Origin of the sequence: Pseudomonas juntendi (genome assembly GCF_009932375.1) — a bacterium.
In the GTDB taxonomy this organism is placed as follows: Bacteria; Pseudomonadota; Gammaproteobacteria; order Pseudomonadales; family Pseudomonadaceae; genus Aquipseudomonas; species Aquipseudomonas juntendi.
In genome coordinates this window covers 1-14,033 of the sequence record NZ_BLJG01000006.1, presented here as the reverse complement: position 1 = coordinate 14,033, position 14,033 = coordinate 1, and the positions used below count along the sequence as shown (strand labels likewise).

At 65.2% G+C, this 14,033-nt stretch carries 12 protein-coding genes; 5 read left to right on the top strand and 7 right to left on the bottom strand.

Annotated features, from left to right (window positions below):
* Positions 1 to 27: 27 nt before the first annotated feature.
* The 7 genes from GYA94_RS01145 to GYA94_RS01115 all read right to left on the bottom strand — a co-directional run bounded on the left by GYA94_RS01145 (position 28) and on the right by GYA94_RS01115 (position 8,376).
* On the bottom strand, positions 28 to 1,041 hold the full coding sequence (locus GYA94_RS01145) for a chemotaxis response regulator protein-glutamate methylesterase (protein ID WP_110678860.1): 1,014 nt from the start codon (positions 1,039 to 1,041) through the stop codon (positions 28 to 30).
* Positions 1,038 to 3,356 (bottom strand): hybrid sensor histidine kinase/response regulator, encoded by a 2,319-nt coding sequence (locus GYA94_RS01140; RefSeq protein WP_161891654.1) that lies wholly within the window; start codon positions 3,354 to 3,356, stop codon positions 1,038 to 1,040. Before GYA94_RS01140 ends, GYA94_RS01145 begins: the two co-directional genes overlap by 4 nt.
* The gene (locus GYA94_RS01135; protein ID WP_054890352.1) at positions 3,353 to 4,018 is read right to left on the bottom strand and encodes a chemotaxis protein CheW; all 666 of its coding nucleotides are present in this window, start codon (positions 4,016 to 4,018) and stop codon (positions 3,353 to 3,355) included. The genes GYA94_RS01140 and GYA94_RS01135 overlap by 4 nt, the downstream gene beginning before the upstream one ends.
* The gene (locus GYA94_RS01130) at positions 4,015 to 5,289 is read right to left on the bottom strand and encodes a CheR family methyltransferase (protein ID WP_110678864.1); all 1,275 of its coding nucleotides are present in this window, start codon (positions 5,287 to 5,289) and stop codon (positions 4,015 to 4,017) included. The genes GYA94_RS01135 and GYA94_RS01130 overlap by 4 nt, the downstream gene beginning before the upstream one ends.
* Entirely contained in the window at positions 5,286 to 5,792 is a 507-nt protein-coding gene (locus tag GYA94_RS01125) for a chemotaxis protein CheW (RefSeq protein ID WP_161891653.1), read from the bottom strand. Before GYA94_RS01125 ends, GYA94_RS01130 begins: the two co-directional genes overlap by 4 nt.
* A gap of 5 nt (positions 5,793 to 5,797) precedes the next feature.
* The gene (locus GYA94_RS01120; protein WP_161891652.1) at positions 5,798 to 7,420 is read right to left on the bottom strand and encodes a methyl-accepting chemotaxis protein; all 1,623 of its coding nucleotides are present in this window, start codon (positions 7,418 to 7,420) and stop codon (positions 5,798 to 5,800) included.
* A 272-nt stretch (positions 7,421 to 7,692) separates the two neighbouring features.
* Positions 7,693 to 8,376 carry a tellurite resistance TerB family protein gene (locus GYA94_RS01115; RefSeq protein ID WP_054890355.1) on the bottom strand — a complete coding sequence of 228 codons (684 nt, stop codon included), beginning with the start codon at positions 8,374 to 8,376 and terminating at the stop codon, positions 7,693 to 7,695.
* Positions 8,377 to 8,533: 157 nt separating this feature from the next.
* Between GYA94_RS01115 and ydcS the strand changes: the two genes are divergently transcribed.
* From ydcS to GYA94_RS01090, 5 genes are all read left to right on the top strand, one after another.
* On the top strand, positions 8,534 to 9,685 hold the full coding sequence (gene ydcS, locus GYA94_RS01110) for a putative ABC transporter substrate-binding protein YdcS (protein ID WP_161891651.1): 1,152 nt from the start codon (positions 8,534 to 8,536) through the stop codon (positions 9,683 to 9,685).
* A gap of 102 nt (positions 9,686 to 9,787) precedes the next feature.
* Positions 9,788 to 10,825: an ABC transporter ATP-binding protein gene (locus GYA94_RS01105; protein WP_161891650.1), complete on the top strand. Its 1,038-nt coding sequence runs from the start codon at positions 9,788 to 9,790 to the stop codon at positions 10,823 to 10,825.
* Positions 10,822 to 11,733, top strand: coding sequence for an ABC transporter permease (locus GYA94_RS01100; protein WP_054913505.1), 912 nt, complete (start codon positions 10,822 to 10,824; stop codon positions 11,731 to 11,733). The genes GYA94_RS01105 and GYA94_RS01100 overlap by 4 nt, the downstream gene beginning before the upstream one ends.
* Complete coding sequence (locus GYA94_RS01095) at positions 11,723 to 12,529, top strand: ABC transporter permease (protein WP_161891649.1); 807 nt, start codon at positions 11,723 to 11,725, stop codon at positions 12,527 to 12,529. Before GYA94_RS01100 ends, GYA94_RS01095 begins: the two co-directional genes overlap by 11 nt.
* Positions 12,530 to 12,546: 17 nt before the next feature.
* Positions 12,547 to 13,971, top strand: a complete 1,425-nt coding sequence (locus GYA94_RS01090; RefSeq protein WP_161891648.1) for a gamma-aminobutyraldehyde dehydrogenase — start codon at positions 12,547 to 12,549, stop codon at positions 13,969 to 13,971.
* Positions 13,972 to 14,033: the final 62 nt, after the last annotated feature.

The window sequence follows — 14,033 nt, the reverse complement described above, 5'->3', positions numbered from 1 at the left end:
CGTGGCGGCGTGATTCAATACGTGTCGTCATTTTCCAAAAATTTCCGTCAAGCGCCCGGCGATGCGGTCCAGCGGGCGAATTTCCACGGCAGCATCAATGGCTGCGGCGGCCTTGGGCATGCCGTACACCGCGCTGCTGGCCTGGTCCTGGGCAATGGTCAGGAAACCCTGCTGACGCATCAGCTTCAGGCCTTGGGCACCGTCGCGGCCCATGCCGGTGAGCAATACCCCCACCGCATCGCCGTGCCAGTATTGGGCCACGCTCTCGAAAAACACATTGATCGAGGGCCGGTAGATTTCGTTCACAGGCTCGGGAGTGTAGGCCAGTTGGCCGTTCTTTAGCAGGCGGATATGGTGATTGGTGCCGGCCAGCAGCACCACGCCCGGCTGCGGCGGCTCGCCTTCACGGGCCAGCCGCACCTGCCGGTTGGCGGCATTGCCGAGCCACTCGGCCATGCCTGCGGCAAATACCTGGTCCACATGCTGGACCAGCACGATGGCCGCCGGAAACGCCGGCGGCAAGCCTTTGAGCAACACTTCCAGGGCTGCCGGGCCACCGGCCGACGAACCAATCGCCACCAGGCCGCGACGCTGTGAAGCTTCGCGCAGCGGCAGCTCAACCGGGCGCGCAACCGGTGCACGCTGCTGGCCAATCAGCCAGCCGATATTGAGGATCTTGCGCAGCAGCGGGGCCGCCGCTTCGCGGGGATCACCCGCGCCCAGCGCTGGGGTGTCCACCACATCGAGCGCGCCATGGCCCATGGCCTCGAACACCCGGTGCACGTTCTGCTTGCGGTCGACCGTGACGACGACGATGGCACATGGGGTTTCGGCCATGATCCGCCGGGTCGCCTCCACGCCATCCATCACCGGCATGATCAGGTCCATGAGGATCAGGTCCGGAAGCTGCTCGGTACAACGCTGCACTGCCTCGGCGCCATTGCTGGCCACCCACACCAGCTCGTGCGCGGGCTCAAGGGCGACTGCGCGGCGTAGGGCCTCGACCGCCATGGGCATGTCATTGACGATGGCGATCTTCATCCCTGAGCCCCCCCGATCAGTTCCACCACAGCATCCAGCAACGCGTCGTCGTGGAAACTGGCCTTTGCCAAATAGTAGTCGGCGCCGGCGTCCAGGCCACGCCGCCGGTCTTCCTCACGGTCTTTGTAGGACACCACCATCACTGGCAAGCCTTGCAGGCGCTGGTCGCGCCGCACCAGGGTGACCAGTTCGATACCGTCCATGCGTGGCATGTCGATATCGGTGATCAGCAAATCGAAGTCTTCACTGCGCAAGGCGTTCCAGCCGTCCATGCCGTCTACCGCTACCGCCACGTCGTAGCCACGGTGGCTGAGCAGCTTGCGCTGCAGCTCGCGCACGGTCAGTGAGTCGTCGACCACCAGGATGCGTTTGTGCGCCACCCCACGGGTGCCGCCGCTGCCGCGTTCGATACGCTCCAGGCTGCCGGTGCTCAGCAGTTTATCCACCGAGCGCAGCAGGTCTTCGACATCGACGATCAGCACCACTGAACCATCATCGAGCAAGGCCCCCGAAGAAATGTCCTGCACCTTGCCCAGCCGTGGGTCGAGCGGCATCACCACCAGCACGCGTTCGCCTACCAGGCGCTCCACGGCCACACCGTACAGTTGCTCGCGCTCACGGATCACCACGACCCGCAGGCTGCTGCCGTCGCTTTGCCCCAGCGGGCGGTTGAGCAACTGGCTGGCCGCCACCAGGCCGATGTGCCGGCCCTCGTGCCAGAAGTGCTGGCGGCCTTCGATCTGCACGATCTGCTCGGCGGTGACGTCCAGGGTGCGCTCGATATGCGCCAGCGGAAAAGCGTAAGCCTCGCCACCGACCTCGACGACCAGGCTACGCACCACGGACAGGGTCAACGGCACCTGCAGATGGAAGCGGCAGCCCTGCCCTGGCTGCTGGCTCAGCTCGATCGAGCCGCGCAGTTCGCGAATCATGTGTTGCACCGCATCCAGCCCCACGCCGCGCCCGGACACTTCGGTCACCTTGTCGCGCAGGCTGAAGCCGGGCAGGAACAGGAATGTCAGCAGTTCCGCTTCGCTCATGCGCGCCACGGTGTCGGCCGGCGACAGGGCGCGCTCGACGATACTGCCGCGCAGGCGCTCCAGGTCGATACCGGCGCCATCGTCGATCAGCTCCAGGCTGAGCATGCCAGCCTGGTGCGAGGCACGCAGGCGCACCAGCCCTTCCGCTGGCTTGCCCGCCAGCAGGCGCCGTTCCGGAAGTTCGATGCCGTGGTCCACGGCATTGCGCAACAGGTGGGTCAATGGCGCTTCAAGCTTTTCCAGCACATCACGGTCGACCTGGGTTTTTTCGCCCTCCACCACCAGCCGTACCGGCTTGCCCAGCGAGCGGCCGAGGTCTCGGACCATGCGACTCTGCCCGGCCAGCACATCGGCGAATGGCCGCATGCGGCAGGCCAGGGCCGTGTCGTACAGCAACTGCGCACGCTGACTGGCCTGCCAGCCGAACTCATCGAGGTCGGCGGCCTGCTGTTGCAGGATCTGCTGGGTCTCGACCAGCAGGCGCTGGGTTTGCGCCAAGGCTTCGAGCACTTCACTGTTGTGGCCGCTGTCTTCCAGCTGCATGCGCACGCCGTCGAGCGCCTGCATCCCTTGGCCGTGCATGCGTTTGAGGCGCTGCAGGGTGGCCAGGTAAGGCTTCAGGCGCTGGGTCTCCACCAGCGACTTGCTGGACAGGTCGAGCAGGCTGTTCAGGCGGTCGGCAGTGACCCGTAACACCCGTTCGCCTGCATCGCCGACGCGCTTGCCCACCTTGCGCCGCAGCGCTGGCTCGGGCTCGGGCTCAGGCTCGGCGTCGGGCTCTGACAGCTCACTGGGCAGCACCAACGGTGCCGGCGGCGGGCTGACCGACGGCGACGACGGCGATACGGCCCCTGCCGCCACGGGCAGCGGCGGCACGCCGGCGCCGCCCGGGTCGAGCAGGCTGGCCATCTGCGCAAGAAACACCGGCAGGGTCGCCTGCGCCGCACTGTCGCCCGGTGTGGCAATGCGCATCAGCAAGTCGGTCCCCTGCAACAGCGCATCGATATGCTCGGCATTCAACCGCAGGCGCCCCTCCTGGGCGGCTACCAGGCAATCCTCCATGACATGCGCGACGCTGACGCCCGCGTCCACGCCAACGATACGGGCGGCGCCCTTGAGCGAGTGGGCCGCGCGCATGCACGCCTCGAGCTGGTCAGCCTGGGTAGGGTTGCGCTCGAGTGCCATCAGGCCGGCGCTGAGCACCTGGGTCTGCGCTTCGGCCTCCAGGCTGAACAGCTCGAGCAACGAGGCGTCGCGCATTTGCTCTGGGGTCATGACAAGCTCCGCTGCACGGCAGCCAGTAAGTGTTGATCGTCCAGTACCCGCACGCTGCGCCCGCGCCATTGCAGCACCGCCGCGGTATAGCGGGTGGCGTCCTGGCCACTGCCCAGCAACAGCGGGTCGAGCCGGTGGATGCCGTCGATTTCCTCGACCGCCACCACCACCGGGCCGCCCTCGCTGGCCAGGATCAGCATGCGTGGCATCGCCCGGCCGCTGCGCTGCTCGGCAGCACCCGCCTGAACCCCCAGCAAGTCGGCCAATGACAGGCATGGCACCAGCGCCCCACGCACATTGGCGACCCCCTGCAACACCCGCGAGCGCTGGTGCGGCAACGAATGCACGGCCTGCAACGGGGCGATTTCGGCCAGGCAGGCGGTCGCCAGCGCCAGCCATTCTTCACCCAGACGGAACAGCAACATGGAGCGACCGGTGTGCTCTTGCAGCGGCTCACGCTCGGCCGCCGAGTGCTCCTGCGCCAATGCATAGCGGTCAAGCAGGCGGGTAGCCGCAGCGGCGTAGACTTCGCAGTTGCGGCAATGCACGTGCCGCTCCAGTAGCGGGCATTGCTTGTTGCCATGTACACCAATGCGGTTCCAGCAGTCGTCGATGAGCGCATCGTCATCGGCCAGCAGTTGCATCGCGGATTCACCGTTCACCGTTCAGACTCCCGCCCAGCCCGCGCCGCCCGCTCCTGCAGGCGCCTGGCCCCGGCCAGGTCACCCTGGGCCGCAAGCAGGGCCGCCAGGTGCAGCAACGCCTCGGGGTGTTGTGGCTCCAGATACAGCGCTTTGCGGTAGTGGGTCAGCGCTTGCTGTGCGTCGCCCTCTGTATCGCTGAGCAGCCCCAGCCAGTAATACACCTGCGCCGACGGCGGGTATTGGCCCAGGTAGCGCTGGCATTCGTGGCGAGCCTGTGCGCTGGCGCCGGCATTGGCCAGCCGGGCGATGCCGGCCAGCAGTTCGCTGGGGCCCTCACCCGCAGCCTCGCGGGCCGGCGCTGGCCGGGCCACCACCGGCAGCGCACGCTGCGGCCGCGGCACCGGCAAGGCCGGCTGCGAATACCCGGCAGGCCCGGGCCCCGGCCAACTGCGCCTGGCAGGTGCTGCCGCTGCCGCCGGCGCAGGCGTGCTGCTGCCTGGGTCTCGTACGTAGGCAAACGACTGGGCGATCCCCAGCGGGCGCATGCCCAGACGCGCCAACAGGCTGCCCTCGGCCGGACCGATGAACAGCACCCCCTGTGGGTGCAGCAGGCGCTTGAGCACTTCGAAGACGCGTTGCTGGGTCGGCACGTCGAAGTAGATCAGCAGGTTGCGACAGAACACGAAGTCATACAGGCCATCGCGGCTGGCCAGCAGCGGGTCGAGCACATTGCCTACCTGCAGGCTGACTTGCTGGCGTACCCGCTCGTGCAGGCGGTGGCCTTCGTCGACCACATCGAAGTAACGCTCGCGAAAACCCAGCTCGCTGCCGCGAAAGGCATTGCGGCCATACACGGCCTGCCCGGCCTTGGCCACCGAGCTGGGGCTGATGTCCATGCCATCGACCAGAAACGCCCCCGGCGCCATACCGGCATCAAACAACGCCATGGCCAGCGAATAGGGCTCCTCGCCCGTCGAGCACGGCAGGCTGAGCAACCGCAGCGGCCGCGCGCCGTCCAGTTCGGCACGGCGCTTGTGCGCCAGGGCCGCCAGCGCGGTGAAGGACTCGGGGTACCGGAAGAACCAGGTCTCTGGCACGATCACCGCTTCGATCAGTGCCTGTTGCTCTTCACCGGACTGCTGCAGGCGCAGCCAGTAGTCGTCCAGATCGGCAGCGCCCACCGCTACGCTGCGCTGGCGCAGTGCACGCTCGACCATCGGCGTGCCGACAGACTCCACATCCAGGCCAATACGCTCACGCAAGAAACGGAAAAAACGCTGTTCGGTCATGTCGGCCCCCCGGTCGGGCCCTGCGTGTACAGCAATGCGTGCACGGCGTCGGGCAGCAGGTCATTGACTTCGATGCGCTGCAGCATGCCAAGGGCATCCTGACGCACCGGCCCCAGGTAAGGGGCTTCGCCCATGTCTACACCATAGGGCTGGAACTCATCGGGCTGGCAGCGCAGGGTCTCGGTTGCCTGCTCCAGCACCAGCCCCAGCTGCAGCCCAGCCCGGTAGTGCACCAGTACCAGCCGGGTGCTGGTGCGCTGCGCCGCCGGCTGGCCGAAGCTGAGCGCGGCCAGGTCGATGACGGGTATGAGCAGGCCACGGTGGGCCAGAATACCCGCCACCCAGGCTGGCGCCCGGGCAATCGGCTTGAGTGGCCGAAGTGGCAGCACTTCGATCACCTCGTGCACGCTCAGGGCAAAGCGTTGTTCCCTGATACGGAACTGCAGGTACAGCGCCCCCTTGGCGTTGCCCGGCTGTGCGGCCGGCGCTTGCGTGTCGGTCATCGCGGTCAGACTTTGAAACGCGACACGCCGCCACGCAAGCCTGCGGCCACCTGGCTAAGCTCATCGATGGCAAAGCTGGCCTGGCGCAGCGACTCGACGGTCTGGGTGCTGGCATCACTGAGCTGGGCCAACGCCTGGTTGATCTGCTCGGCACCGGTGGCCTGGGCCTGCATGCCTTCGTTGACCATCAGCACGCGCGGTGCCAAGGCCTGTACCTGGTGAATGATCTGGCTCAGTTGCTCGCCGACCTGCTGCACTTCGAACATGCCCCGGCGCACTTCTTCGGAAAACTTGTCCATGCCCATGACCCCGGCCGACACCGCCGACTGGATCTCGCGCACCATCTGCTCGATATCGTAAGTGGCCACGGCGGTCTGGTCGGCCAGGCGCCGCACCTCGGTGGCCACCACGGCAAAGCCACGGCCATACTCACCAGCCTTTTCCGCCTCGATGGCGGCGTTGAGCGACAACAGGTTGGTCTGGTCGGCCACCTTGACGATCGTCACCACCATCTGGGTAATGTTGCTGGCTTTCTCGTTGAGGATGCCCAGCTTGGCGTTGACCAGGTCGGCGGCGCCCATCACCTGGTGCATGGTCTCTTCCATGCGGGCCAGGCCCTGCTGGCCGGAGCCGGCCAGGCTGGAGGCCTGGTCGGCGGCCGAAGTGACTTCAGTCATGGTGCGCACCAGGTCACGCGAAGTGGCGGCAATTTCCCGCGAGGTGGCGCCGATTTCCGTGGTGGTGGCTGCGGTTTCGGTGGCAGTGGCCTGCTGCTGCTTGGAGGTGGCGGCGATCTCGGTAACCGACGTGGTGACCTGCACCGACGAGCGCTGGGCCTGGGCCACCAGGTTCGCCAGCGCTTCGGCCATTTCGTTGAAGCCGCTCTCGATGGCGCCGAACTCATCCTTGCGTTCCAGGCTCAGGCGCACGCTCAGGTCACCCGAACGCAGCTTGTCGAGGGCTTGGACGATACGCTGCATGGGCGCGGTGATGGCGCGCATCAGCAACAGCCCGCACACCCCGGCTGCGACAATGGCCAGCAACAGCGAGACGATCATGCTGCCCTTGGCGGTGGTCACGGCACTGACGATATCGCGGGTGGCGGCATCAGCGGAGGCGCGGTTGTTCTCGATGACATCGTTCAGGTGCTTGCGACCGTCGACCCAGGCGGGCGTGAGTACGTCGTTGATCAGGCGCTGGGCTTCGGCGTAGTTGCGCTGACGGTAGGCATCGAGCACCTGGCCGACAATCTTCATGTAGTTTTCTTCAAGCTGCACGAAGCTGTCGAAGCGGGCCTGGTCGTCATGGCCCTGAATGGTGCTCTGGTAACTGGCCATGAATTGCTTCAGCCGGTCTTCGAAACTCTTGAACAGTTCCATGTCGCCCGGTGTGATTTCCCGGTGGTTGGACAGCCCGACCAACTGTTGGCTGGTGACGTAGCTGTCGACCCAGGCGCTGCGGATCATCGAGCTGTAGTAGACCCCGGGAATGCTGTCTGTACCTACGGCGGCTTCGGCGGTTTCGATGGCGGCCAACCGCGAGTAGGCGGCCACGATCATCAGCAGCATGATGGCGATTATCACGGCGAAACTTGCCAGGATCCGTTGGCGCAACGTCCAGTTCTTCACATTCAGCCCTCAGGAATTCACAACGAGCGGGGAAAATCGCCGAAGTATAGCCTAGAGGCCTTACGCTTTTGCGGGTGAAATGTGGGGTAACCTGGCATCCCCGCTAATGGACGGAGCCCATCATGGAAAAGTCGCTTCGTTTGTGGGAGCGGCCTTGTGTCGCGAAAGGGCCGCGCAGCGGCCCCGGCATTTCATGCGGCGAAGCTAAAATCTTTGGGGCTGCTGCGCAGCCCTTTCGCGACACAAGGCCGCTCCCACAAGGACCGCGTCGCTTACTGGCCTGCGGCTAACCGCACCTGGCTCTCCAACTCCTGGCGCAAACCCGGGTCCAGACGCAACTGGCGGGCCAGCTCATCGAGGTAGGCGCGCTCCATGAAGTTTTCCTGGTCGACCATCATCATGCTGGCCAGGTACATCTCGGCAGCCATCTCGGGCGTCTGTGCGGCGCGGGCGACTTCAGCCGGGTCCAGCGGCTTGTTCAGTTCGGCGTGCAGCCAATGCTGCAACTCGCGGTCGCTGTCCAGGCGGGTGAACTCACCTTCGATCAGCGCCCGTTCGCGTTCGTCGATATGGCCGTCGGACTTGGCCGCAGCCACCAGCGCCCGCAACACCGCCTGGCTGTGCTGCTCGACCTGGGCCGGCGGCAAGCGGTCGACCGTCTGCGGCTCGCTGGCAGCCACCTGCTGGCGCGCCTGCCAGTTGCCGTAGGCCTTGTAGGCCAGCACCCCGAGTGCCGCGAGGCCACCATAGGTCAGGGCCTTGCCCCCATATTTGCGCGCCTTCTTGTTGCCCAGCAGCACGCCCAGTGCGCCACCGCCCAGCAAGCCACCACCGGCCCCGGACAACAGGCCGCCTAGCCCGCTGGCGCCAGCGCCGGGTTTGCCGGAAGCAGAGGATTTGTTCAGCAACTCCTGGCCAGATTTGAGCAGTTGGTCCAGCAAGCCACGGGTGTTCATGTGCAAGTCTCCAGGCATGGGAAGTCATCCGCCAGAGTAAGGCCTGCCCGGTAAAGGACCATGCGCGGATTTGCTTCTGGATGTTGCATTGACTGGCAAAAAGCCAACTAGACTCGACCACTGCCGCGACCACAATCTCCAACAAGAGGGAACACCCATGCCCGTGCACAAGACCGCATTGCTCGGCGCCACCACCTGTGCCGTGCTGGCCAGTACCGGCCTGCTGGCCGCCGAACCGCCCAAGGCCCTGGGGCCTGGCGAAGGGCGCCTGGACATCGTCGCCTGGCCCGGCTACATCGAGCGCGGTGAAAGCGACAAGGCGTATGACTGGGTGACCGGCTTCGAACAGCAAACCGGCTGCAAGGTCAGCGTGAAAACCGCTGCCACCTCGGACGAAATGGTCAGCCTGATGGCCAAGGGGGGCTACGACCTGGTTACCGCCTCGGGCGATGCCTCGTTACGGCTGATCGCCGGCAAACGGGTGCAACCGATCAACACCGCCTTGATCCCCAACTGGAAAAACATCGACCCGCGCCTGCAGAACGGTGGCTGGTATGTGGTCGACAAACAGGTCTATGGCACCCCGTACCAGTGGGGACCGAACGTGCTGCTGTACAACACCAACACGTTCAAGCAGGCACCGACCAGCTGGGGCGTGGTGTTCGTGCCGCAGGACCTGCCCGATGGCAAGCCGAACAAAGGCCGCGTACAGGCGTATGACGGGCCGATCTACATCGCGGACGCGGCGCTGTACCTGAAGTCGGCCAAACCGGAACTGGGCATCCAGGACCCGTATGAACTGACCGAGACGCAATACCAGGCGGTGCTCGAACTGCTGCGCCAGCAGCAACCGCTGATCCACCGCTACTGGCACGACGCCACAGTGCAGATGAGCGACGTGAAGAACGAAGGCGTGGTCGCCTCCAGTTCGTGGGGCTACATGGTCAATGGCCTGAAGGCCGAGCACCAGCCCGTGGCGTCGACCATCCCCAAGGAGGGCGCTACCGGCTGGGCCGATACCACCATGCTGCACACCGACGCCAAGCACCCCAACTGCGCCTATCAATGGATGGACTGGTCGCTGCAACCGAAGGTGCAGGGTGACGTGGCCGCCTGGTTCGGCTCTTTGCCGGCGGTGCCGGCAGCCTGCAGTGGCAACGAGTTGCTCGGCGCCGAGGGTTGCAAGACCAACGGCTTCGACAACTTCGACAAGATCGCCTTCTGGAAAACCCCGCAGGCCCAGGGTGGCAAGTTCGTGCCGTATAGCCGCTGGACTCAAGATTACATTGCCATCATGGGTGGGCGCTGAGGGTTTCTTCGCCTGTTGCGGCCCTGTCGTGTGACCCCAGTGCGGGCCGGCTGCCGGCGACAGGGCCGATACAGGCAATACGAGAACAACAGAGAACCGCGTATGCCCCTAGCCGTCCAGTTCACTCAGGTTTCCCGTAGCTTCGGCGAGGTCAAGGCCGTAGACCAGGTCAGCATCGACATCAGCGATGGGGAGTTCTTCTCCATGCTCGGCCCGTCCGGCTCCGGCAAGACCACCTGCCTGCGCCTGATCGCCGGCTTCGAGCAGCCAAGCAGCGGCTCGATCCGTATCCACGGCCTGGAAGCTGCCGGCGTGCCGCCCTACCAGCGTGACGTCAATACCGTGTTCCAGGACTACGCGTTGTTCCCGCACATGAACGTGCTCGACAACATCGCCTATGGCTTGAAAGTGAAAGGCGTGGCCAAGGCCGAGCGCCATAGCCGTGCCGAGCAAGCCCTGGCCATGGTGGCCCTGGCCGGCTACGGCGCGCGCAAGCCGGCGCAGCTTTCGGGTGGCCAGCGCCAGCGTGTGGCCCTGGCGCGGGCACTGGTCAACCGGCCCCGTGTGCTGCTGCTGGACGAGCCGCTGGGCGCGTTGGACCTCAAGCTGCGCGAACAGATGCAGGGCGAGCTGAAGAAGCTGCAACGCCAGCTAGGCATCACCTTCATCTTCGTCACCCATGACCAGACCGAGGCGCTGTCGATGTCAGACCGGGTCGCGGTGTTCAACCGCGGCCGCATCGAACAGGTCGACACCCCGCGCAATCTTTACATGAAACCCGCCACCACCTTCGTCGCTGAATTCGTCGGCACGTCCAACGTGATGCGTGGCGAATTGGCGAGGGCGCTCAACGGCCACCCGGCGCCGTTTTCCATCCGCCCTGAGCATATCCGCCTGGGCGACTTGGTGGTCACCAGCCACGAAGTACAGGTCAGCGGCCTGCTGCGCGATGTGCAGTACCAGGGCAGCGCCACCCGTTACGAGTTGCAACTGGACAATGGCCAACTGTTGACAGTAACCCAGGCCAACGACCGCTGGCAGGCACAGCCCCAGGCCTGGCAACCCGGGCAGCGGGTGCAGGCGCACTGGCCGCGCGAGGCGATGACCGTGCTGCAGGAAAGCGCAGGGCCATTGCCATGAGCGCGCTCCGAGGCCTGGCCGATGTGCTGTACCGGCGCCCCAACCTGTACCTGGCCCTGCTGCTGATCCCGCCACTGACCTGGTTCGGCGCCATCTACCTGGGCTCGTTGCTGAACCTGTTGTGGCAGGGTTTCTACACCTTCGACGACTTCACCATGGCGGTCACCCCGGACCTGACCCTGGGCAACTTCGCCGCGCTGTTCAACCCGTCGAACTTCGACATCATCCTGCGTACCCTGTGCATGGCGGTGGCGGTGTCACTGGCCAGCGCGGTACTGGCGTTTCCCATCGCCTACTACATGGCGCGCTACACCCGCGGCAAGACCAAGGCATTTTTCTATATCGCCGTGATGATGCCGATGTGGGCCAGCTACATCGTCAAGACCTACGCCTGGACCCTGCTGCTGGCCAAGGGAGGGGTGGCCCAGTGGTTCGTCCACCAGCTGCACCTGGACGCCCTGCTGCAAGCCGTGCTGACGGTGCCGGGCGTGGGCGGCAGCACGCTGTCGACCTCGCACCTGGGGCGCTTCATGGTGTTCGTGTACATCTGGCTACCGTTCATGATCCTGCCGATCCAGGCCTCGCTGGAGCGCTTGCCGCCGTCGCTGTTACAGGCCTCGGCAGACCTTGGCGCACGCCCCGGGCAAACCTTCATGCAGGTGATACTGCCGCTGTCGATTCCCGGTATCGCCGCCGGCTCGATCTTCACCTTCTCGCTTACCCTTGGCGACTTCATCGTGCCGCAGTTGGTTGGCCCACCCGGCTACTTCATCGGCAGCATGGTCTATGCCCAGCAAGGAGCGATTGGCAACATGCCGATGGCGGCGGCATTTACCTTGGTGCCGATCGTGCTGATTGCGCTGTACCTGTCGATCGTCAAGCGCCTGGGGGCCTTCGATGCACTCTGAACAAGCCTCTGTAGGGTTGCGCCTGGCGGCCTGGGGCGGGCTGTTGTTCCTGCATTTCCCGATCCTGATCATCTTCCTGTACGCCTTCAACACCGAAGACGCAGCATTCAGCTTCCCGCCCACGGGGTTTACCCTGAAGTGGTTTGCCGTGGCCTTCGCCCGCACCGATGTGCTGGACGCGATCAAGCTGTCGTTGCAGGTCGCCTGCCTGGCGACCCTGATCGCCCTGGTGCTCGGCACACTGGCATCGGCCGCACTGTACCGGCGCAGCTTTTTCGGCAAAGAGGCCATATCGCTGATGCTGATCCTGCCCATCGCCCTGCCCGGCATCATCACCGGCATCGCCCTGCTCTCGGCGTTCAAGACCTTGGGCATGGAGCCCGGGGTGTTCACCATCGTGGTCGGCCATGCCACATTCTGCGTGGTGATCGTCTACAACAATGTGATCGCCCGCCTGCGGCGCACCTCACACAGCCTGATCGAGGCCTCCATGGACCTGGGTGCCGATGGCTGGCAGACCTTTCGCTACATCATCCTGCCGAACCTCGGCTCGGCACTGCTGGCCGGCGGTATGCTGGCCTTTGCCCTGTCGTTCGATGAGATCATTGTCACGACCTTCACCGCCGGCCACGAACGCACCCTGCCGATCTGGCTGCTCAACCAGCTCAGCCGGCCGCGCGACGTGCCGGTGACCAATGTGGTAGCCATGCTGGTGATGTTGGTGACCATGCTGCCGATCCTTGGCGCCTATTACCTGACCCGTGGCGGCGACAGCGTTGCGGGCAGTGGCAAATGACCCTGGAGGAGTACCCGATGCAAACGCAGATGCTGATCAATGGCCAACTGGTCGCCGGCCAAGGCCCGACCTGGACCGTGCTCGACCCGGCGCTGGGCACCGCCCTGGCGCAGATCAACGAATCCAGCGAAGCCCAGGTGGACAGCGCCGTGCGTGCCGCTGACCATGCGTTCGACAGTTGGTCGCAAACCAGCCCCAAGGACCGCGCCCAGGCGTTGTTGAACCTGGCAGACACCATTGAGGCACATGGCGATGAACTGGCTCGGCTGGAATCGCAGAACTGCGGCAAACCCTTGAGTGCCGCGCGCAACGACGAAATTCCGGCGATTGCCGACGTGTTTCGTTTTTTCGCCGGTGCCGCGCGTTGCCTGGGCGGCTCGGCGGCAGGTGAATACCTGCCGGGCCACACGTCGATGATCCGTCGCGACCCCTTGGGCGTGGTGGCCTCGATTGCACCGTGGAACTACCCGCTGATGATGCTGGCCTGGAAGATCGCCCCGGCCCTGGCGGCCGGCAACACGGTGGTGATCAAACCCTCCGAGCTGACCCCGTTGACCGCCTTGCGCCTGGGGGAACTGGCCAAGGACCTGCTGCCGGCCGGGGTGCTCAACATTCTGTTTGGCCGTGGCCAGACGGTCGGCAACCCACTGGTTACGCACCCCAAGGTCCGCATGGTGTCGCTGACAGGCTCGATCCCCACCGGCGCCCATATCATCAGCGCCACCGCCGACAGCGTGAAGCGCATGCACATGGAGCTGGGCGGCAAGGCGCCAGTCCTGGTGTTCGATGATGCCGACATCGATGCCGCGATCGAGGGTATTCGCACCTTCGGTTTCTACAACGCCGGCCAGGACTGCACGGCGGCTTGCCGCCTGTATGTGCAGGCCGGTATCTATGAGCGCTTCGTCGAGCGCCTGGGGGAAGCGGTCGCCAGCATCAAGCCCGGCCTGCAGGAGGCCGAGGGCACCGAGCTGGGGCCGCTGATCAGCGCCCAGCACCGCGACAAGGTCGCCGGCCTGGTACAGCGCGCCATCGCCCAGCCGCACATTCGCCTGGTGACCGGTGGCAAGGCAATCGAGGGCGATGGGTACTTTTTCCAGCCGACGGTGCTGGCCGACGCCCTGCAGGATGATGAGATCGTGCGCAACGAAGTGTTCGGCCCGGTGGTGTCGGTAACCCGTTTCAGCGACGAAGCGCAGGCGCTGGAATGGGCCAACGACTCCAACTACGGCCTGGCCTCCTCGGTCTGGACCCGCGACACCGGCCGCGCCCACCGCCTGGCCGCACGCCTGCAATATGGCTGCACCTGGGTGAACACCCATTTCATGCTGGTCAGTGAAATGCCCCACGGCGGGCAGAAACACTCGGGGTACGGCAAGGACATGTCGATGTATGGGCTGGAGGACTACACCTGTGTGCGGCATGTGATGATCAAGCATTGATTATCTTGCTCGGTCACGCCGGGTCCGCTCAACCGCGTTCAAGGTAGGAGCAACTGTCTTTC

Bases quoted from the DNA above. Each gene is read 5' to 3' on its own strand.
- GYA94_RS01145 (WP_110678860.1), bottom strand. From the start codon at position 1,041: ATGAAGATCGCCATCGTCAATGACATGCCCATGGCGGTCGAGGCCCTA.
- GYA94_RS01140 (WP_161891654.1), bottom strand. From the start codon at position 3,356: ATGACCCCAGAGCAAATGCGCGACGCCTCGTTGCTCGAGCTGTTCAGC.
- GYA94_RS01130 (WP_110678864.1), bottom strand. From the start codon at position 5,289: ATGACCGAACAGCGTTTTTTCCGTTTCTTGCGTGAGCGTATTGGCCTG.
- GYA94_RS01125 (WP_161891653.1), bottom strand. From the start codon at position 5,792: ATGACCGACACGCAAGCGCCGGCCGCACAGCCGGGCAACGCCAAGGGG.
- GYA94_RS01115 (WP_054890355.1), bottom strand. From the start codon at position 8,376: ATGAACACCCGTGGCTTGCTGGACCAACTGCTCAAATCTGGCCAGGAG.
- ydcS (WP_161891651.1), top strand. From the start codon at position 8,534: ATGCCCGTGCACAAGACCGCATTGCTCGGCGCCACCACCTGTGCCGTG.
- GYA94_RS01105 (WP_161891650.1), top strand. From the start codon at position 9,788: ATGCCCCTAGCCGTCCAGTTCACTCAGGTTTCCCGTAGCTTCGGCGAG.
- GYA94_RS01100 (WP_054913505.1), top strand. From the start codon at position 10,822: ATGAGCGCGCTCCGAGGCCTGGCCGATGTGCTGTACCGGCGCCCCAAC.
- GYA94_RS01095 (WP_161891649.1), top strand. From the start codon at position 11,723: ATGCACTCTGAACAAGCCTCTGTAGGGTTGCGCCTGGCGGCCTGGGGC.
- GYA94_RS01090 (WP_161891648.1), top strand. From the start codon at position 12,547: ATGCAAACGCAGATGCTGATCAATGGCCAACTGGTCGCCGGCCAAGGC.